General features: G+C 68.8%; 13 protein-coding genes. 7 read left to right on the plus strand and 6 right to left on the minus strand.

Translation table 11 applies throughout. The features are described 5' to 3' along the window. Nucleotides 1-33 precede the first annotated feature (33 nt). The 4 genes from ACFVUT_RS30865 to ACFVUT_RS30880 all read right to left on the minus strand — a co-directional run bounded on the left by ACFVUT_RS30865 (nucleotide 34) and on the right by ACFVUT_RS30880 (nucleotide 6,104). A complete protein-coding gene (locus ACFVUT_RS30865; RefSeq protein ID WP_389656637.1) occupies nucleotides 34-627 on the minus strand; it encodes a hypothetical protein in 594 nt (197 codons plus the stop codon). Beyond that, the gene (locus tag ACFVUT_RS30870) at nucleotides 624-3,005 is read right to left on the minus strand and encodes an alpha/beta hydrolase (RefSeq protein WP_389656699.1); all 2,382 of its coding nucleotides are present in this window, start codon (nucleotides 3,003-3,005) and stop codon (nucleotides 624-626) included. Before ACFVUT_RS30870 ends, ACFVUT_RS30865 begins: the two co-directional genes overlap by 4 nt. Before the next feature lie 829 nt (nucleotides 3,006-3,834). Further along, nucleotides 3,835-5,706 (minus strand): alpha/beta hydrolase, encoded by a 1,872-nt coding sequence (locus ACFVUT_RS30875; protein ID WP_389656640.1) that lies wholly within the window; start codon nucleotides 5,704-5,706, stop codon nucleotides 3,835-3,837. Continuing rightward, entirely contained in the window at nucleotides 5,703-6,104 is a 402-nt protein-coding gene (locus ACFVUT_RS30880; protein WP_389656643.1) for a hypothetical protein, read from the minus strand. The genes ACFVUT_RS30875 and ACFVUT_RS30880 overlap by 4 nt, the downstream gene beginning before the upstream one ends. A 303-nt stretch (nucleotides 6,105-6,407) precedes the next feature. Between ACFVUT_RS30880 and ACFVUT_RS30885 the strand changes: the two genes are divergently transcribed. Next, nucleotides 6,408-7,379: a hypothetical protein gene (locus ACFVUT_RS30885; protein WP_389656645.1), complete on the plus strand. Its 972-nt coding sequence runs from the start codon at nucleotides 6,408-6,410 to the stop codon at nucleotides 7,377-7,379. Beyond that, nucleotides 7,351-11,778 carry a caspase family protein gene (locus ACFVUT_RS30890; protein WP_389656648.1) on the plus strand — a complete coding sequence of 1,476 codons (4,428 nt, stop codon included), beginning with the start codon at nucleotides 7,351-7,353 and terminating at the stop codon, nucleotides 11,776-11,778. The genes ACFVUT_RS30885 and ACFVUT_RS30890 overlap by 29 nt, the downstream gene beginning before the upstream one ends. A gap of 146 nt (nucleotides 11,779-11,924) precedes the next feature. Here the strand turns inward: ACFVUT_RS30890 and ACFVUT_RS30895 are convergent, their stop codons facing one another. Next, nucleotides 11,925-12,359, minus strand: a complete 435-nt coding sequence (locus ACFVUT_RS30895; protein ID WP_389656651.1) for an ATP-binding protein — start codon at nucleotides 12,357-12,359, stop codon at nucleotides 11,925-11,927. A gap of 203 nt (nucleotides 12,360-12,562) precedes the next feature. Here ACFVUT_RS30895 and ACFVUT_RS30900 point away from each other — a divergent pair, with 203 nt between their 5' ends. The 3 genes from ACFVUT_RS30900 to ACFVUT_RS30910 are packed head-to-tail and all read left to right on the plus strand — an operon-like array spanning nucleotide 12,563 to nucleotide 13,843. Continuing rightward, a complete protein-coding gene (locus tag ACFVUT_RS30900) occupies nucleotides 12,563-13,408 on the plus strand; it encodes a helix-turn-helix domain-containing protein (RefSeq protein ID WP_389656654.1) in 846 nt (281 codons plus the stop codon). A gap of 11 nt (nucleotides 13,409-13,419) precedes the next feature. After that, complete coding sequence (locus tag ACFVUT_RS30905; protein WP_389656657.1) at nucleotides 13,420-13,611, plus strand: DUF397 domain-containing protein; 192 nt, start codon at nucleotides 13,420-13,422, stop codon at nucleotides 13,609-13,611. Further along, nucleotides 13,604-13,843 (plus strand): DUF397 domain-containing protein, encoded by a 240-nt coding sequence (locus ACFVUT_RS30910; RefSeq protein WP_389656660.1) that lies wholly within the window; start codon nucleotides 13,604-13,606, stop codon nucleotides 13,841-13,843. The genes ACFVUT_RS30905 and ACFVUT_RS30910 overlap by 8 nt, the downstream gene beginning before the upstream one ends. A gap of 242 nt (nucleotides 13,844-14,085) precedes the next feature. On the opposite strand, the gene ACFVUT_RS30915 is transcribed toward ACFVUT_RS30910, so the two are convergent. Next, nucleotides 14,086-17,385, minus strand: a complete 3,300-nt coding sequence (locus ACFVUT_RS30915; RefSeq protein ID WP_389656663.1) for an LPXTG cell wall anchor domain-containing protein — start codon at nucleotides 17,383-17,385, stop codon at nucleotides 14,086-14,088. 219 nt (nucleotides 17,386-17,604) lie between these two features. Between ACFVUT_RS30915 and ACFVUT_RS30920 the strand changes: the two genes are divergently transcribed. Further along, the gene (locus tag ACFVUT_RS30920) at nucleotides 17,605-18,231 is read left to right on the plus strand and encodes a DUF402 domain-containing protein (RefSeq protein ID WP_389656666.1); all 627 of its coding nucleotides are present in this window, start codon (nucleotides 17,605-17,607) and stop codon (nucleotides 18,229-18,231) included. A 301-nt stretch (nucleotides 18,232-18,532) separates the two neighbouring features. Next, nucleotides 18,533-18,841, plus strand: a complete 309-nt coding sequence (locus ACFVUT_RS30925; protein ID WP_389656702.1) for a hypothetical protein — start codon at nucleotides 18,533-18,535, stop codon at nucleotides 18,839-18,841. Nucleotides 18,842-18,866 lie beyond the last annotated feature (25 nt).

Genomic DNA, 18,866 nt, shown 5'->3' on the forward strand with positions numbered 1-18,866 from the left:
GCCGACCGGCCGCTCCGGCGCACTGACCACCCCTCAGGACGCTCCGGCAGACCAGTAGTCGGAGCGCACATTGGGGCGCGGGAGGGGGTAGACCCCTTCGTAGGCGGGCCCGTTCGGCTTGGACGTGGAGTCGGCGACCTTCGACTCCTTCACACAGGGGCTGTCCGCCTCGAAGAACGCCTGTCCCCCGCCCCGGAAACTCACACTGATTCCGAAGCCGGCCTTCGTCTGCGCGTAGACCGCCGGGAACTCCTCGTCCTTGTTCTTGGCCTTGATGCGGTAATCGCTCGTGCGCCAGAACTTCTCGACCTGGTCCAGGAAACCCTGACGGCGCTCGGCCGACACGATGGTCATCACGGTGCGCCTGCGCGTCACGTCGCAACTGCCCGTCGTCGTCGGGCCGTGCGCCCACTGCACCTCGGGATCGATCTCCTTCAGTACGGCGTCGAGCATGCTGTCGGACCGTTCGGCGGCCTCCTGCATGTTCATGCCGCTCTCCTTGGTGCTCTTGCCGGTGCTCTTGGTCGTCGCCTTCGTGCTGCCGCCGCTTCCGTCGTCGGTGCCGCAGCTGGACAGCGCGAAGCCGACAGCCAGGGTCGCCGCAACGATCTGGAACTTGCGCTTCATCGCTGTTCCTCCATCTTGAGCCTGTCGGAGTGCCCCGACACGATCAGAGCGATGCCGTCCGCCGACATGGCGTCCCGTACCGGATCGAAGTAGTTGGAGTGCGCGTTGAAGCTCACGCCGCTGGTGCTGATCAGGGGCTGACCGGGAGCCACCGGGAACCGCCGGGCGCCGAAGGCCTTGCTCGCCGGGTCCTTGCCGAACCAGAGGTCGTCGTCACCCGGGTCGGCCAGGTCTCCGGCGAGGTACGCACCGGCCGGACCTCCCAGGATCATCCCCACCGCGCCGACGGCGACCTGGGTCTTGGACGGAAGCTTGGTCACCGGGTCGTTGGCCGCGGCACCGACGAAGACGTGTCCGGCCCCCACACCGAGGTCCACGGCGCGGTCCACGCCGACTCCCGGACTGCCGACCAGGATGATGTCGTCCACCCCCGGGATACCTCCCTCGCGCTGCGTCGCGGCACCCACGGTACGGGAACCGTAGGAGTGCCCGATGGCCGTGATGTGCGGGTCCTTGTTCTGGTTGGTCGCCGAGATGCCACTCATGAACTCGTTGTAGGCCACACCACCCTTCTCCGCCCGGCCGGTGCCCGCGACCGCCAGGCTGTGCAGCCCGTCCGGCGTCTGCGGGGCGTCGTAACCGAGCCAGACGATCGCCGCGGAGGACGAGTCGTACCCCTGGGCGCCGATCGCCGTGTCACGGGCCCGCTTGAGATCGTTCTTCGCGAACTCCTCGTCGAGGGAGGTGTTCAGCCCCGGCACGTACGCCGACACGTTCTTCGAGGTGTCGGGATTCCCGTAGGAGACGATCGCCCGCCCGTTGCCCTCGTCGCTGATGCCGATCAGGTACATCGGTGGCTGGCTCCCCTCCTTCAGCTGCCGGTCGATCTCCCGCAGCCCCGCGAGCTGATCCTTCGACTTGGAGTCGGTCTTCCCCTCCAGCTTCGTGATCAGATCGGGGAGGTTCCTGCGGTTGGCCGTGTCCCTGTCCGCCACCGGGATGCCGTCCAGGTTGCCGATCTTGTCCGGCGAGAGCTCCAGGTACTGGTCGCGCTGCTGCTGCGAGAGCCCGTTCCACCAGTCCTTGCGCTGGGCCGGGGTGGCACTCTGCGGGATACGGTCGTTGAGGTAGTTCCGCTCCGCGTCCCGCACCGCTGCCTCGACGCGCGTACCGGAGCCGGGCAGCCCGGCGACCGCGCCGCCGCCCCCGCCGGACGCCTTGGTCGCATCCCAGGCCGCGGCGACGTACTTCCCCTTGTTCCACTTGTCGCTCGCGCCACGCGTGGACTGGGCGTACTGGTCGACGACGCCCTTCGCGGTGTCACCCGGGTGGAAGACCGTGTCGACGACGCCGCTGACATCGCCCCACAGGCCGTCGTCGCCGACGACACCGGTGAGGAAGTTGCCGTCGGAGGGGCGGGAGGAGTTCGCGCTCGGTTTTTGTCTACCCGCGTCGACCTGCGAAGAAGAATCACCGTTTGCGGTGCCGGTGGAGCCGCTGGAGCCGTCGGAGCCGCCCTCGCTGCCGCCCGATCCGCCCGTACTGTCGCTGCCGCCGGAACCCCCGGCGCCTCCCGAGCCACCGGTGCTGTCCGCCCCGCCGGAACCGCCAGATGCGCCGGAACCGCCGGATGCGCCGGATTCTCCGGATGTGGACCCACCGGACGTGTCCGAGCCGCCGGACCCCGTGCCTCCGGTGACGGTCGCACCCTCGGAGCCCGCACCTCCGGCGGAATCGGACCCGCCGCCGGTCGCGTTTCCGCCGCCGTTGTCCCCGCCCTTGCCGGCGACCACGTTGACATTGGGCGCGGGGCAGGCGCTACCGGTCAGCTGGCAGATGGCGTTCTGGAGCTCACCGGTCAACTGCCCGCCGATACCCGTCGCCACGAGCCCGCCGATGAGGGCCACGACCACGAGGATCATGCCCAGGTACTCCAACGCGGTCTGACCGACGTCCCGACGCCACTTGATCATCCGCGCGACGCTGAACGGCCTGTGCTCGGCGCGTTGTTCGGCACTGAGCCCGAACCATTCGCGCGCACTGGACCGCGACAACAGGACGAGGACGACAACCGGCATGACCAGTTGCGTCACGTTCTGCCCGCCGCTGTCCTCGCTCAGTGTCGCCAGCGCACCCAGAGTGAGCCAGACGTGCACGGCGAGAAGGCCACGCCAGATCCAGACGCCACCGGTGCGCAGGTACAACGACAGCACGAATCCGGCGATGCCCGGCAGTGCGGCGTACAGCACCATGCCCAGGAGATGACCGTCCGCGGCATCGACGGACGAGGCCACGACGAGCGCGTCGATGGCGCCCACGACGGTAACGACGAAGAGCAGTCGGACGAGAATCAGCACCGCCTGCAGGGGGCGCGACAACGACTGCCTGCCCGAACGGGCCTCGGCAGCACTCAAGTCAGCACCACCCGGAACCGCTAATTCTCGTATGCCAGACACGACGAGTCTCCCAGCTTGGTGAGTGGGCGCAGCGACAGTTCAACCGGTCTCTTTATGCGACCACACCAACACCGGGCGCGGCATGGGCCCCAGGGCCCAATGCAAGTCTCAAAGTCCCAGGTAGCCAGCCTGTCTCGCCCCGTTACCGACCGGTACGGACTGGCTTGTTACAGGCCCTTGGACACCATGACGCCACATCAGGAAGAGCCTGCGGACCAGAAGTCGGAATGGACGTTGGGGGATGGAACCGGTTCGCCCACATGCCCCTCCTCGCCAGGAGCCAGAGTCGGTGGCGCGACTCCGGACTCGTCAACGCATGGTGTCGCCACCTCAAAGAACGCCTGGCCTCCCCCTCCAATGAGGAGCCGCACTCGGAACTCATCCGGCGTCTCAAAATAAGTGGCCGGACTCACCGAATCAGCATTCACCCCGAGTTGACGGTATCCAGATTTCCTCCACCCTCGCTCCACAACCCCGAGAAAACTCCCCCTCCGCGCCGCTGAAATTACGGTCACCACCGCGCGACGCCGAGACACATCACAATTCCCTTCCGTGCTTTCCCCATGAACCCAGCGAACCGGCGGGCGAATTCTTGCGAATGTATCGTCAAGGATCCCGTCCGCCCTGTCCGCAGCTTCTTGCATGTTCATGCCTACACCATCTCCACCGTTTCCTGAATTTGGCGAGCCACCGACGGAGTCACACCCCGAGAGAAGGAGAAAGACCGTCACCAGAAGAGCCTTACGCATCCTCACCTAAGACGCTCCCGCTGGATCTCTTCCGACTTCCCCGAAACAATTCTCGCAATATTGTCTGCCGACATTTGATCCTTGGAAGGATTGAAATAATTGGAATGCGCCTCCACCAGGTCACGACCTCGCTCGAATGGGCGTGGACCATCACTCACCGCGAACCTATTTGCCCCGAATTCTCGATGCGCCGGGTCGACCCCGAACCACGCCTCACCCTCATCGGACTGCGCATCCTGCGCAGAGTAGCCAGCGAACCCACCAGCGATACCTCCCGCCGCGCCACCAATGACGGCCCCGACCGGACCCAAACTCGCGCCTAGCACAAAGCCTGTCGATGCCCCACCGGCAACACCAGCCCCGACGCCGCTCGCTTCCTTGCGATTGGGCAGTTTGGTAACCGGGTCATTATCCGCCGCCCCTACAAAAACGTGATCCTTTCCAACTCCAAGCTCTTCAGCGGAACGCGCCCCGGTTCCCGGACTCCCCACCAAAATGATGTCATCAGCGCCTGGGATACCACCTTGCTCCTGCGCAGCCAACCCGACAGTCAAGGATCCATACGAGTGCCCAATTGCCGTGACATGCGGATCTCCGTGTTCATTTGTCGAGGAAATTCCAGCCATAAACTTGTTATACGCGTGAGCGCCAACCATGGCATTTTGTTCTCCCATCACATCCAGGCTCCCAAGGGGATCGCCTACCGAAGCCTGTGGTGCGTCATATCCAAGCCATACGATCGAAGCACTCGGCGATCCAGGATTCATTTCTTTCGCCCCGATGGCCGTATCCCTTGCTCGCTTCAGATCGCTCTTCGCGAATTCCTCGTCAAGAGCCGTACCCAAACCCGGCACATACGCCGACACATTCCGAGCCGTATCCGGATTACCGAACGAAACAATCGCCCGCCCGTTCCCCTGATCCCCGATGCCGAGCAGAAACATCGGAGGCTGCCTCCCCTCCCGCAACTGCCGGTCGATCTCCCGCAGCCCCGCGAGCTGGGTCTCCGATTTCGCGTCGTCCCGCCCCTCCAGCTTCCCCATCAGCAGCTGCAGGTTGTCCCGGTTCGCCGCATCCCTCACCACAGCGGGAATGCCGTCCAAGTTGCCGATCTGGTCCGGGTACACCGCCAGGTACTCCTCGCGCTGTTCGTCCGTCAGGCCGGCCCACCATGCCTTCCGCTCGGCCGGTGAGGCGTCGTGGGGGATGCCGTCTTTCAGGTAGCCGCGGGCCGCGTCCCGTACGGCGGCCGCGTCGCCCGCGGCGTCGGTCCAGGTGGCATCGGGGACCTTCAGGCCCTCCTCGGCCTTCAACCTGCGCAAGATGCGGGCGTACCGCCAGTCGATCTCGGCCGCCGTCCGTACGGCCTTCGCCACCCGGTCCGCGATGTCCTGCGCCTTTGCGGAGTTCGGGTTGGGCGCGTTCAGGCCCGAGGGCGGCAGGAGGCCCGGCATCGCATCCACCGATGCCTTCCCGCCCGGCACCGGCTTACCGTCGATCAGGCCCTCGCCCGCTGCCGGATACGTCACGGAGCCGTCGGCGTGCACAGTGAATTTCTGGCACTCCGCGTCGTCCAGTGCCTCGCGCAAGGCCCGTTGCTGGGCCCGTAGTTCGTGAGCGAGGCTGTTCAGTGTCGTACGGAGCAGTCCGCACTCCGTGTAGACGTACTGCAGGTTCCGACCCATCTGCCGCAGCCGGGCGACCGCGGTCTCCGCCGCCGCACCACGCTGCGTGGCGCGCAACCCGTTCAGCAGCTGTGTCTCGATCCGGTCCCGGCCCGCGTCGGCACGGTTGCTCGCCTTGCCCCAACCGTCGGCCGCTCCCTCCAGTTCGCCGCACTTCAGATCCCGTAACTGCGCCCACGTCAGCGTCATCGCCGGCCACCCCCTGTCACCGGGGCGAACGACGCCTTCACGGCCTCGTTCGTCTCGCCCTGGGACCGGGCGACCGCCCGCAGCTTCCCGGCCAGGGCCCCGCACTCCGCGCGTGCGGCCTCGAACCGCCGCTCCCACGACTCACGCACGGATCCCAGCTCCGCCAGCGCGGTCAGACCGGCTGTTCCGACGAGCAGGCCCTCGTGCGCGGTCTCCATTTCCGACTTCACCGGGCCGAGGTGCGCGCACACGCCCTCCGCACCACCGGCAGCCCGTAGCCACGCCCCGTCGCTGTGCTTGAGTACGTCCCCGACGCCGCCATCCGTGCCATCCGCGTGGCCCGCCAGATCACTCAGCCGCTGCCGTCCCGGCTGCCCCACCACTGCCACTCCAGCCACCCCGCTCCGTCCGGCCTTGATCGTGGAGCGGCACTGTGCCAAATCCCGCGCGGGCGACACGCCGGGCCGGAACGCGTCTCACGGCCAAGGCCGCGCAGGCCCGGCACGCAGGACCGTGCAGTTCACCCGAACGAGCTGCCGTCGTACCGCGTCGAGCAGATTGACCGGATCCCGCCAACGGGGGTGGTCGCGCCATATCAGTGACTCCTAAAGTGAGTTGGCGGACCGCTGATCCTGATACGCGCGCGCCCCGGTGAGCACGGAACGAGGTACGGAGTGAGCCGAGTTGTAGGCGTACATGGCGTGGGCAAGCAGCTCATGGGGAGCGAGATGCTTCGCAATGAGTGGTTTCCGGCCCTCGCCGACGGACTCCGGCACGCGGGCAGACCCAGCATTTCCGACGGCGAGTTCACCATGGCCTTCTACGGCGATCTGTTTCGCCCGCCGGGCCGCACCCTGGCCGTGGGCGACCCCATGTTCACTGCGTCCGACGTCGCGGACGGTTTCGAACTCGACCTGCTCCTCGCCTGGTGGGAGCGGGCAGCCGGAATCGACGCCACCGTGCCTCCGGCCACCGGCGCCACCACCCTGGCCCGTTCTCCTCGCGCGGCACAGACAGCGTTGCGAGCCCTGCAGCACTCCCGGTTCTTCGCCGATGTCTCATTGCGGGCACTCGTCTTCGACCTGAAACAGGTACGCCGCTACCTCCTCGATCCTGAGCTGCGTATCACCGCCCGCCGACGGGTCCAGGAACAGATCGGCCCCGAGACCCGCGTCGTGGTGGGCCACTCGCTGGGCTCCGTCATCGCGTACGAGGCGTTGTGCGCGATGCCCGGACATCCCGTGAAAGCGTTGGTCACACTCGGTTCGCCGCTCGGCATGCGGATGGTCTTCGACCGGCTCCAGCCCCGCTCCGGCGACTGGCCCAGCGCCCCGCGCCCTGACGACCGGCCGGCCAGGCCCGATTCAGGAACCAGTCCCGATCCCGGAGCCAGTCCCGGAGCCGGCCCAGGTCCAGGAACCAGTCCCGGTCCAGGAGCCAGTCGCGTGCCTGGCTCCGGCCCCTCCCTGCGGTGGACCAACGTCGTCGACGAGGGCGATGTCGTCGCCGCGGTCAAAGACCTGTCCCCGCTCTTCGGGCCTGCCCTCGAAGGCAAGGTCGTGCACAACGGCTCCCACGCCCACGACGCCACCGCGTATCTGACGGCCGTCGAGACCGGCTCGGCTGTGGCAGAAGGGCTGCGGCATGACGGAGACACCCCCCGCCGTGACTGAACCCGTCCCGGCGACCCCGCCACCGCGCCGCTACCTCATCGCAACCGCGGTCACCAACTACCCCAAGGCCCCAGCCGCTCTGGAGTGGGACCGACCCGGCCTCGCGGACGCGCGTGACCAGGTCATCGACCTGTTCGCCACGCACCTCGGCTACACACACGTGTCGGATCTCGGCCTGAATCCCACCGAGGCCCACCTCCTCGCCGCATTACGGGACTTCAGCACGTCCCCCAACCGCCGCCCCGACGACCTCCTCGCCGTCTACATCGCGGGCCACGGCGAAGTCCTCGCCGACGGCGAACACGTACTCCTCACCTCGGACACCGATCCTGACGACATCGACGACGCCCTGCCCACCCTCACCCTGGCCCGCAAAATCCTGCGGGGTACCAGGGTCCGCCGGCTCCTGCTGATGCTGGACACCTGCTTCTCCGGCCAGGGCGGCAATGAACTGCTCTCCGCCATGGCCCATCTGAAAGGTCAGTGGAACAACGGCACAGAGTCCGGACTGGCGATCCTCACCTCCGCCCAGCCCAACCAACTCGCCGAGTCCGGCGCCTTCCCCGAACTCCTCACCCAGGCCGTTCTCAGCCAGGCCACGGCCGGTCACGCCCCCGAGACACTCGCGCTCGACGCCGTCGTCAGCGCGATGAAGAACCACCCGAAACGCCCCGAGCACCAGACAATCGGACTGGAGATCATCGGTCTGACCGGTACTGTCCCACCGTTCCTGCCCAACAGGCGTCACGACCAACGGCTCAGCCACTTCGACCTGGCCCTGCAGCAGAGACTCGAACGGGAGCGCCAGACCGACCGCCGCGCCGTCGAGTTCACGAGCCGATTCCTCAATCGCGCAAAGGGCCATCCGGATCCCGGCCAGTCGAGCTGGTGGTTCTCCGGCCGCCACGACGCCCTCGCGGACGTCTCCCGATGGCTGGTCGACCTGCCGGCCTCGCAACCCTCGCTCGCCGTCACCGGCGGGCCGGGCTCCGGCAAGACGGCCGTGCTCGGCCTCCTGGCCACCCTCAGCGACCCCGAGCAGCGCCGTACGGTTCCGCTGCACACCATGGGACTCACCTCGGTCCGCCTTCCACCACCGCGCACCCTCGACGCGGCGATCTATGCCCAGAGCCTCACCGACCAGCAGGTCCTGCACGGGATCACCGCCGCCGCCCAGGTATCGGCCGACACCGTGTCCGAACTGGTCAACCGGCTGGAGGCCGGACCGAGGTCACTCGGCCCCCACCGTCGACCGCTGACGATTCTGATCGACGCGATCGACGAGGCCGTCACCCCCGAGAGCCTCTGCCGCGATGTCCTGCGCCCCCTGATCGACCCGGGCACGCCGCATCTGCGGCTGCTCCTCGGTACCCGTCCCCACCTGCTCGAACGGCTCAGGCCGGGCAGCACGGAAAGCGCCGGCCCCGCCTCCGAGTACACCCGGCACATCGGCCCCGACGCCCACGGGCACGCCGGGCACATCGACCTCGACTCAGAGAGATACGCCGACCCCGAGGCCGTCCACGCCTACGCGATCCTCAACCTGCGCGGCGCGCACGCCCACTCCCCCTATCGGTACTGCGACCCCGCCCTGGTCACCGCCGTGGCACGGCGCGTGGCCCGAGCGGCCGGCCGGTCCTTCCTTGTCGCCCGCATCACCGCGGGCACTCTCGCCGCCGCGCCGTCGGTCCCCGACCCCCAGGACCCCGAGTGGATCGCGACACTGCCGCGGATGCCCGGCGAAGCCATCCACAACGACCTCACCCGTCGGCTCGGCAAGCGGGCCGCCGAAGTCATGGATCTGCTCCGCCCGCTCGCCTTCGCCCAGGGCCAGGGTCTGCCGTGGGAGGACATCTGGGCCCCTGCCGCCTCGGCGGTCTCCGGCAGCAGCTACACCAACGAGCACCTGCGGCAGCTGCGCTCCACCGCCGGTTCGTACATCGTCGAGGCGATCGAGGACGGCCGTTCGGTGTACCGGCTGTACCACGAGGCAATGGCCGAATACCTCCGTACGGACCAGGACGCGCAGGCCGTGCACTCGGCCCTCGCCTCCGCGTTGCGCGCGACCGTCCCGTACGGTGCGGACGCCGCCCCCGACTGGTCGCGCGCCCATCCCTACCTCCGCCGCCACCTCGCCACACACGCCGCGCTCGGGGGCGTACTCGACGATCTGGTTCAAGACCCCGACTATGTGGTCCACGCGGAATGCGACACGCTCGCCCCGCACCTGCATCTGCTGACCACCGACGAGGGCCGGCTCCACGGCGCCGTCTACCGGGCGTCGATCGGAACCCACCGCCCGCTTCCGCCCGACGAGCGGCGGGCGGTCCTCGCACTCGACGCGGCACGTTACGGGGTGCACGAGACGCGGCGGGCGCTCACCGGCCGGATGGCCGCCGACGCCTGGAAGCCCGTCCAGGCGTCCGGCAGCGGTGTCTCCCCGGCCACGCACAACATCCTCACCGGCCATACGCGCGAAGTGGCAGCTGTGGCCTGCACCGTGCTCGACGGCCGACCCGTCGCCGTCACCGGCTCCCATGACAGCACCGTGCGGATCTGGGATCTCGAAACCGGCCGCCCCGTCGGCAGCCCCCTCATCGGTCACGAAACCCCGGTGACCGCGGTGGCCTGCACCCTGGTCGACGGACGGCCTCTCGCCGTCACCAGTTCGTACGACTCCCCGGCACGGATCTGGGACCTCGAATCCAGCCGCCCTGTCGGTGAACCCCTCACCGGCCCCGACACACCGGTGGACCGACTCGTCTGCGCCGCGTTCGAGGGCCGTCCGGTCGTCGTCACCGTGTCGTCCCACGATCGCGCGGTACGGATGTGGGACCTGAGCAGCCGCCGAACCGTCGGCCCGCCCTTCGGTCACCCCACCGGATGGTTCCACGCCGTCGTGTGCGCGGGGGACGACGGGCGGCCCTATGCCGTCACCAGCGACAGGGACGACACGGTGCGAGTGTGGGATCTGAGCACGGGTCAGCCCATCGGTGAGCCCTTCACGTTCTCGGGCGGCCCCGTGAAGGCGGCAGCCTGTAGCGAGATCGACGGCCGACCCGTTGTCGTCACCCTCACCCCCGGCGTCGTACAGGTGGTGGACCTGACTACCGGCCAACCCGTCGGCCAGCCCTTCATGGGCCTCTCCAACATGTTGAGCGGGCTGGCCTGCACCCGACTCGACGAACAGCCCGTCGGCGTCGTGACCTCGCACGACAGCCAGGTACTGCTGTGGAATCTGCGTACGGGCCGCCTCATCGGCAGTCCCCTCACCGGCCACACAAGCGGTGTGGGCGCGGTTGCCTGTGCCCGGCTCGGCGGGCGGCCCATCGCCGTCACGGTCTCGCGCGACCACACGGTCCGCGTCTGGGACCTGCGCGCCGACCACCCCATCGGCCGGCCCTCCGCCGGCCATGCCGGCCATGTGATCGCGGTGGCCTGTGGGCGCCTCGGCGGCGAACCCGTCGTCGTCACCACGTCCACCGACCGGACCGCGCGAGTGTGGCGCCCGCGCCCCGGCGAGGTCCTTGACCGGTTCGGCCACGCCATCGTCGGTGCACCCGCAGTCACCCGGTTCGAAGGGCGGCCCGTCGCCGTCGCCGTCACCGCCACCGCCCGTCCTCTCGTCCTCACCACCGACGACCGGCCCGGACTCGGCCGCGAAGTGACCGTATGGGGCCTGGAGGCCCGCCGCGCCATCGGCCGCCTGGCGACAAAGTCCGCCCGCCGGGTGACGGCACTGGCCTGCGCCGACCTCGACGGACGTTCTCTCGCGGCCGTCGGCTACGACGACGGAACATCACAGCTGTGGGACCTGGAGACCTACCGTCCGGTGGGCCGCCCCCTCTACAGACGCAAGGTTTCGAGCGGCGCGGCGGCCTGCACCCGGCTCGACGGTCGGCCCGTCGCCCTCATCGGCTACACCGACAGCAGCGTCCGCCTCTGGGATCTGGGCACCGGTGAACCCGTCGGCCGACCGCTCATCGGTCATACCGCCCGGGTGACGGCCGTGGAGTGCATCGTGATCGACGGACAGCCCGTCGCGGTCACCGGCTCGCACGACAAGACGCTGCGGATGTGGGACCTCACCACCCAGCGCCCCATCGGTCGCCCCCTCGTCGGCCACACCAGCTGGGTGAACGCCATGGTCTGCACCGAACTCGACGGACGGCCCGTCGCGCTGACCGGTTCGCACGACAGCACGGTACGGATCTGGGATCTGCTCCCCTCCGCGACGAGGCCCACCACGACCCCCCTGCTCAGGCTGTCGAACCGTTGCCGCGCACTCGCCGTGTCCGACCATCACCTCGCGGTCGTCTTCGGCAACGACGTGGCGTTCTTCACCCGGGCGCGTACGCCCTCGACCCGTTCTGGCCCCGGCCCCGACGCGGAAGGATGAGACCGGACGAGGTCAGGAACACCACCGTTGACACCGAGAGCCTGACCGCCCTTCGCCGCGGCCGACCGGGAGAGAGTCCGGTGCTTCGACATCCCCAGCCGGACGGGAGCGGAAGACACCCGGTCTGCTTCCCCGCCCCGGCGGCCCTACCCCTTCGCCGCACACTCCACCCAGAGCAGCTTCCCGCCCTGCCCCGGCAGGCCGCCGGACAGGGGGTACGCGCCCCAGCTGTCCGCGTAGAGCGTGACGAGATACAGCCCCCGCCCACGCTCGGCCAGCTCCGCGGGAGCCTCGGCGCTCCATCGGAAGGGGGCGGGGATGTGCGGGTCGGTGTCCCGGACGCTCAGCCGGACACGGCTGCGCCCGGCGTCGCGCAGGCGAAGGGAGTACGGCCCCGAGGAGTGCACGTACGCGTTGGTGACCAGTTCGCTCGCCAGCAGTTCGGCGATTTCGATGAGTTCACTCATGCCGTGTACGCGCAGGATGGTGCGGAGTATCGACCGTGCCACACCGGGGGCGCGGGGATCCTGCGGGAGTTGGAGGGTGTAGGTCCAGGGCGGGGATACCGTGGTACCGACCATGGAGGTCTCCGTTCACGGAGGGGAGTGGGAAGGTGCACTTCGGGTCGTCCGGTGACGAGGCCGCTCCGTCGAGCGGGGTACTTCCGGGCGAGGGCCCGACCACCACCGTAACGACCGGCGGCTAATGCATTAACCGATTCCGGACGAATCCATAAACTGACACCCGTGTGGGTGACCAGCCGCTCAGGGAGGCGAGCAAACCCTTGAGAAGCACTCCGACGGGTCGTCAACTCCGGTTCGGTGGCGAGCTGCGCAAACTCCGTGAGCGCGCAGGGCTCACCGCGACCCAGGCCGGTCAGCTCCTGGGCGTGAAGCAGAACCAGATCAGCAACATGGAGGCCGGACGCATCGGCGTGAGCCTGGCGCGTCTGCGCGCCCTGGCCGACCGGTACGACTGCACCGACAAGGACATCGTCGCCGCCCTGGGAAGCATGACGTCCGACCGTAGGCGAGGGTGGTGGGAGGAGTACCGAGGGATTCTGCCCGCGCCGCTCCTGGACCTGGCGGAGATCGAGCACCATGCCCGTGGGCTGCGGACAGCCGTCACCGTTCACGTCCCCGGCCTCTTCCAGACCGCGGAGTACGCCCGCGAAGTCTTCCGCCAGGACATTCCGGAACTGTCGCCTCCCGACATCGAGCACCGCGTCTCGTTCCGTATCAAGCGACAGGCCGTACTGTTCCGGGACTCACCGACGCCGCACCGGGCCGTTGTCCATGAGGCCGCACTGCGCATGCGGTTCGGTGGCCCGGCAGTGGCCCGCAGGCAACTTCGGCATCTGCTCGACATGAGCGAGCGGGAGCACGTCACCCTCCAGGTCATCCCGTTCTCTGCGGGATCCTTTGCCGGGTCGGGTCAGTCGATCTACTACTTCCTCGGACCGGTTCCGCAGCTCGACACCGTCAACCTGGACCAGTCGCACGGCCCCGTCTTCCTCGACGCCGAGGCCCAGTTGGAGAAGTACCGCGCGCTGCTCGGCCGCATGGAGGCCACCGCGCTGGACCGCGACGCGTCCAGGGACTTCATCCACACCATCGTCCGCGACCTGTGAAGGAACCCACCATGTCCGCTCCTGCCTGGCAGAAATCGTCCTACTGCGCCCAGGGCAATTCCTGTGTGCACGTGGCAGCCCCCGCCCCCGGCACGGTCTGTCTCACAGAAAGCGGCGACCCCACCGGGGCGGTGCTCCGCACCACCCCCGACGCCTGGGCCGCCCTCGTACGCACCCTCAAGGAGCGTCGCTCCCATGGCTGACGTCCCCGCCGGCCTCGTCTGGACCCGTGCCGCCCCCGAGGGCGAGGAGGGCCCCGGCCCCTGGATCGAGATCGCCTTCGGCCCGGACGGACTGGTCCACCTCCGCGAGACCGGCGACCCCGCCACCGTCGTCACGACCACCCGGACGAAATGGGACGCCTTCACCAAGGGCGTCCAGGCCGGCGAGTTCGACCACTTCGCCGAGCCCGACGGCAGGGATCCGGTGAGGTGAGCCCGGTCCGACGTCGGATCCGACGTCGGCGAACCCGCACCGGTATCGCCATGGCCGGGCGGCACCGGGCGGAGATCCAGACATGGATGTGCCCGTACAGGGGCCTCGCTTCCCCGTACGGGCACATCATCCGGTCACCCGGTACCGCTCACCACTCGCCTGGTCCCGTGACCGGCAACGTTTGCCCGGAAGGAGCGTGCGTGCCGGGCGGCGCGACGGGGCAAGGCGTGCCGGGCGGGGCACTAGCCGGTGGCGCCCCCGCCGGTCGACGCCCGTCGACGAGCGCGCAGGACCATCCAACCGCCTGCCGCCACCAGCATCGGTACACCGATGCCACCCAGCCACAGCAGCGCGTCGTCGCTCCCCGTGCTCGGGAGACTGCCGCCACCGGGACGACCGCCCGGACCGCCACCGGGATGACCTCCGGGACGACCGCCCGGACCACCGCCGGGATGCCCTCCCGGATGGCCGCCGGGATGGCCCCCCGGATGCCACGGCTTCGTCCAGGTCGGCTTCGGAGTCGGGGACGGGGACGGGGACGGCTTCACGGGCTTGTCCTTGTTCGTGACCGTGCAGGTCGCTGTGACACCCGTGGCCAGTTCCACCCTCCCGTCCTCCGTCGGAAGATCACCGTCCGCGCTCGCACAGGTCCAGTCGGACGCGACGTACCCGGCCGGGCCACCGGCTTCGGACAGCGCGTACGTGCCGGGGGTCACCTGTGCATGCGTCACCTCGGGGGAACCTGTCACTCCCCTGACGCCCTCGGTCGGTCCGGTCGCCGACAGCGTCCAGTCGGCCGGCTCCGCCGTACCTCCGTGCCGGTTGACGACCTTCTTCACCAGCGTCAGGTACGTCGAACGGGCAGTGTTGACCAGCACGCATGTGCCCCGCTGCGCCGGTCCGACGGTCACGGCACCGTCCTGCGTCCGGGCGACGCCGTCGTCGGTCCGGCACACCACCGATTCCAGGTCGTAGCCGGACGGGCCGCCCGACTCACTGATCCGGTACCTCTGGCCGGGGCGTACCTGAATCGTCACACCGTCCGGTCCCGCCGCACCGGTCACCGTCGGGGCAGGCAGTTCCGCGGGGTCGGGGTCGACCGGGGTGGCCGTGATCGACCAGTCCGACGGCTTCACGCCCGCGTCGCCGCCCTTCACCTCCTTGATCAGGGTGAGCGGCACCGACTCGTTCTGCGCGGTGCAGACGACGTGGAGCCCGAGCGGGACGTTCACGCCTCCGTTGATGCCGTCGTTCCAGCCCAGCAGCTCGTCCCCGCCCCTGCCGTGGGCCAGACAGTTCATCGAGCCGGTGGAGAGCGGGTTGCTCTGGTAGTTCGTACGGTTGTCCGCCTGCCGGTAGTTCAGCAGGCTCGGGTCGGCCGACGGGTCCAGTTGTTCGGTGAGCTGGTACCGGGCCTCCGGCGTGACACGGGCCGTGGCCTGCGCGGTGCCGCTCCTGCCGTCGGGGCCCGGCAGTGCGCCCTGCTCCGCGATGGCCCGCAGTGTCCAGCTCCCGGGGTCGGCGTCGCCACCTCGCACGGCCTTGGCCAGGGTCAGCGTGGTGCGGCAGGTCACGTGGTTGGTGACCTCGTGCACATTGTCGCCGCGGCCCAGCTCGACCTCCGCGGACGGGCTCTCGGGATCGAGGGTCCGGCCGTCGAGTTCGACTGCGGCGAGATCGCAGTCGATGTCCGCGGCGAAGCGGGGCTTCTCGGTGAGTGTCACCAAGTCGCCGGTGGCATAGCCGTCCCGCACGGTTCCCCACTCCCATGCGGACGCGGTTCTGCCCGTGGGATCGGAGAGGCTGAGGTCGGCCCGCAGTTCGCGGGGCTGCTCGCCCTCGCCGTAGGTGCGGCTCCCGTCATCGGTGGTGACGGTCCACTTCTTGTCGACCCGGAGGGTGGCCGGCACTACCTCGGGCGGTGCCTTGTTCACCACGGTGCAGCTGACGGACCCCTGTGCGGGGACGTCCACGCTGAAGCCCGGACCACCGCCCGGGTCGTCGGTGACCTCGGCGGGCTGCTCGGACACCTTCTCGACGCAGACGGCGTTCTTCCCGTCCTGTTCGACCAGCTGATAGCCGGGCTGCTGCCGTTCGGTGATGCTGATGGTCGCCGACGACGCGCCCTCGTACGTGAGGGGGAACGAGACACCGCCCGTGCCGTCGGCCACCGTGGTCCGAGGCGACTGGACGGACGTCCCCGGGGTGGCCGTCTCCCCGTCGAACGTCCACCCCGCGGGCGCGTTGTACATCGTGCCGTCCTCGGCCTGGATCTGCTTGACCACCGAGACCGCGGGCGTGCAGGGGGCGAGCGCGAGCCGACGCAGCGCGGTTCCGGCCTCGGCGAAGCTGCTCTCCTGGAAGTAGTCGGCCGCCTCGATGTTGCTGCCGTCGTACTTCGTCCTCCCGGAGATCGACGCCAGGTTGACCGCGGCGTTCCCCGACGTGCCGTTGCCGACGCCCACCGCCAGCACACGGGTGCCCCGGGCCTTCAGCGCGTTGGCGGAGGCGATGCCGCTCTCCAGCTCACGGAGCCGGGTCACCGAACCGTTGGCCCCACCGGAGGGACCGCCGGGGATCGAGTAGTTCGTCGGCATCCCGTCCGTGATGACAACCGCCACGTCGTACGTGGACGTCGCCGACGCGGGTTCGTACAGCGCACGGTCCCAGTTGGTGGAGCCGTTGGCCGTGGTGTTGTCCCAGCTCGCGTACCCCTGCTTGAACTCCGTGGCATCGGCGCGGGTCGACACGGACACGAGACCCGGCGCGTTCGCGCCGCCCCTGGTAGCGGGCGAGTAGGAGGAGAAGGAGAAGCGCGCCATCGACGACGCGGTGCCCTGGAGGCTGTCGACGAAGGTGTCGGCGGCGCTCTTGAGCGCGGGAACGCTGCCGTTCATCGAGCCGGACAGGTCCATCACGAGCGCGACCTTGAGACCGCACCTCTCGGGCAGCGCGGGATTGTTCCGCGACTGCTGCCAGGTCCCGGTGGACGCCTTCTCGTTGCTCGCTCCGCTGCCCACCATGAATCCGTTGGAGCCGCCGTCGGTGGAGCTGTAGACGGTGTCCGCGAGCAGGCGCGGCGTCTGGAAGCGGTACGGAGTCGTCGTCGTACCACCCGTACGGAAGGTGTCGTTGATGAACCAGCCGTCGGGTGCGGACACCTGACGCACCCAGAACTGCCGCCCCTCGTTCGCACCGCCCTTGCCCGTGTCGGGCACGACGAAGCTGCAGTCACCCGCGGCGTCCGAGGTGCAGGTGAACACCGGGCTTCCACCCGTCTCGGCGGCATACAGACCCAGTACGGTGCCGGGCAGCGGCGCCACGGACAGGTCGCCGTCGCGGTCGCCACCCGTCTTGACAGTGACGACGGAGGTGGAGTCGGAGGGAGCGGGAACGGTACGTGGCAGGTCGGCACGCACCTCGGCCTGCGCGTCCACGGCAACCGACGGGATCCCGACCGTCACGGACACCGCGAGCATCGCTATGGCCGCGCCTCTGATCGCTGTCGCTCGCCTTGCCTGCCGGGTTTTCATGCGCAGCATGGGCCCCTCGATTGACGATGGTTTATCAGATGACCCCAATATCGGCCACTTTGACCGAATCATTCATACGGCGAGACATTCGGCGTGTCTCGCCGCGAGGACAACGGCACACCCCGCCCCACCCTCGCCCCGACCCCGCCTCCGCCCCCTCCGGACAGGCGGCCGGCCACGCCCGGCGACCACGTGTCCGGCCACTCCGCCGTGGGCATGATCAACGGCATGAACGACGAGCCGGGCCGGATCCTCCGCTGGAACTTCTTCATAGGCGGCCATCTGAGTACGTCGGTGCCCGTACGCCTCGTCGAGCGCACCGAGGCGGGCCAGCTGGTGTGGATGGAGACCGGCACGCCGATGTGGCGTACGGAGCTTCCGCGCGGGGCACATCTGCGGGACATCGCCCCGCACGAGCGCCCGGCCGACGGCTTTCCGGTGGTTGCCGACCGCTGGCCGATGGGCAGCGCGCTCTTCTACCAGCCGGCCGGTGCCGCGCACTCGGTGCTCTGGCTCTTCGGCCGCAGACACAAGTTCCGCGGCTGGTACGTCAATCTGGAGCGCCGGGTCCACCACGGCGACGACATCGACATCAGCGATCACGAACTCGACATCAACGTGGCGCCGGACCGGAGCTGGCGATGGAAGGACGAGCAGTCCTTCGCCGAGAAGACGGGCGACCCGGCCTACTGGTCTGCCGACGAAGCATCAGCCATCCGCCAGGAGGGCGCCTCCGTCGCACAGCTCGCCGAGGCCGGAACGTTTCCGTTCGACGGCACCTGGTGCGATTTCCGGCCGCCACCGACCTGGGCGACACCGCCCCGGCCGCCCGTACCGCCCCGCTCTCTCCTCTGAACCGACGCCGCTCCGGACAGGTCCTGCGCCACCGCGCCCCCGCACAAAGCTCTCGGCCAGGGTGGCGGAATGGCAGTCATTGCCCGGGGTCACCCTCCGTGATACACAGAGTAACCATACATATTCGGTCACACATCGATTCGAACCGCAGGTCAGAGCGGTCGGATCGGTCGCGCGTGCGAGATCCAGGTAAAGAGAGCCGTCAAGCCGTCGTACGAGAGCACTTTCATCAGCGAAGATAGAGAGCGACCCATGCCAAGTGGCAGGGGCAATGAACTACCCAACAGGGGCGGTGACTTACATGATCCTGGCAGCTGAAAAGGGCGACATCACCACCATCATCGGCGGAATCGCCCCGAACTGGGGGCCGTTCGGGACCTTGGGCAACGAGGCACGCGTGTTGATCGAGGTCGTGATGGCCATTGCCATCCTGCTCTGCCTCGGCATCGCGGTCTGGGGCGCGGCAAAGCAGCGCATCGGCGCCACCGCGCTGCGCGACACGTTCAGCGCGGAGCAGGGCAAGGGGCTGATCGTTGCCGGTCTGACCGGTGTGTTCATCATCGGATCGCTCGGCACCTTGTTCACCATCGTCTACGGGATGGCTGTCTGACCGGCCGTCATCCCCCGCCAGGGGC

Source organism: Streptomyces sp. NPDC058051 (assembly GCF_042885475.1).
Taxonomy (GTDB): domain Bacteria; phylum Actinomycetota; class Actinomycetes; order Streptomycetales; family Streptomycetaceae; genus Streptomyces.

Excerpts from the sequence above, each read along its gene's own strand:
- ACFVUT_RS30865 (WP_389656637.1), bottom strand. The coding sequence starts at position 627 with ATGAAGCGCAAGTTCCAGATCGTTGCGGCGACCCTGGCTGTCGGCTTC.
- ACFVUT_RS30875 (WP_389656640.1), bottom strand. The coding sequence starts at position 5,706 with ATGACGCTGACGTGGGCGCAGTTACGGGATCTGAAGTGCGGCGAACTG.
- ACFVUT_RS30890 (WP_389656648.1), top strand. The coding sequence starts at position 7,351 with ATGACGGAGACACCCCCCGCCGTGACTGAACCCGTCCCGGCGACCCCG.
- ACFVUT_RS30895 (WP_389656651.1), bottom strand. The coding sequence starts at position 12,359 with ATGGTCGGTACCACGGTATCCCCGCCCTGGACCTACACCCTCCAACTC.
- ACFVUT_RS30905 (WP_389656657.1), top strand. The coding sequence starts at position 13,420 with ATGTCCGCTCCTGCCTGGCAGAAATCGTCCTACTGCGCCCAGGGCAAT.
- ACFVUT_RS30910 (WP_389656660.1), top strand. The coding sequence starts at position 13,604 with ATGGCTGACGTCCCCGCCGGCCTCGTCTGGACCCGTGCCGCCCCCGAG.
- ACFVUT_RS30915 (WP_389656663.1), bottom strand. The coding sequence starts at position 17,385 with ATGCTGCGCATGAAAACCCGGCAGGCAAGGCGAGCGACAGCGATCAGA.
- ACFVUT_RS30920 (WP_389656666.1), top strand. The coding sequence starts at position 17,605 with ATGAACGACGAGCCGGGCCGGATCCTCCGCTGGAACTTCTTCATAGGC.
- ACFVUT_RS30925 (WP_389656702.1), top strand. The coding sequence starts at position 18,533 with ATGATCCTGGCAGCTGAAAAGGGCGACATCACCACCATCATCGGCGGA.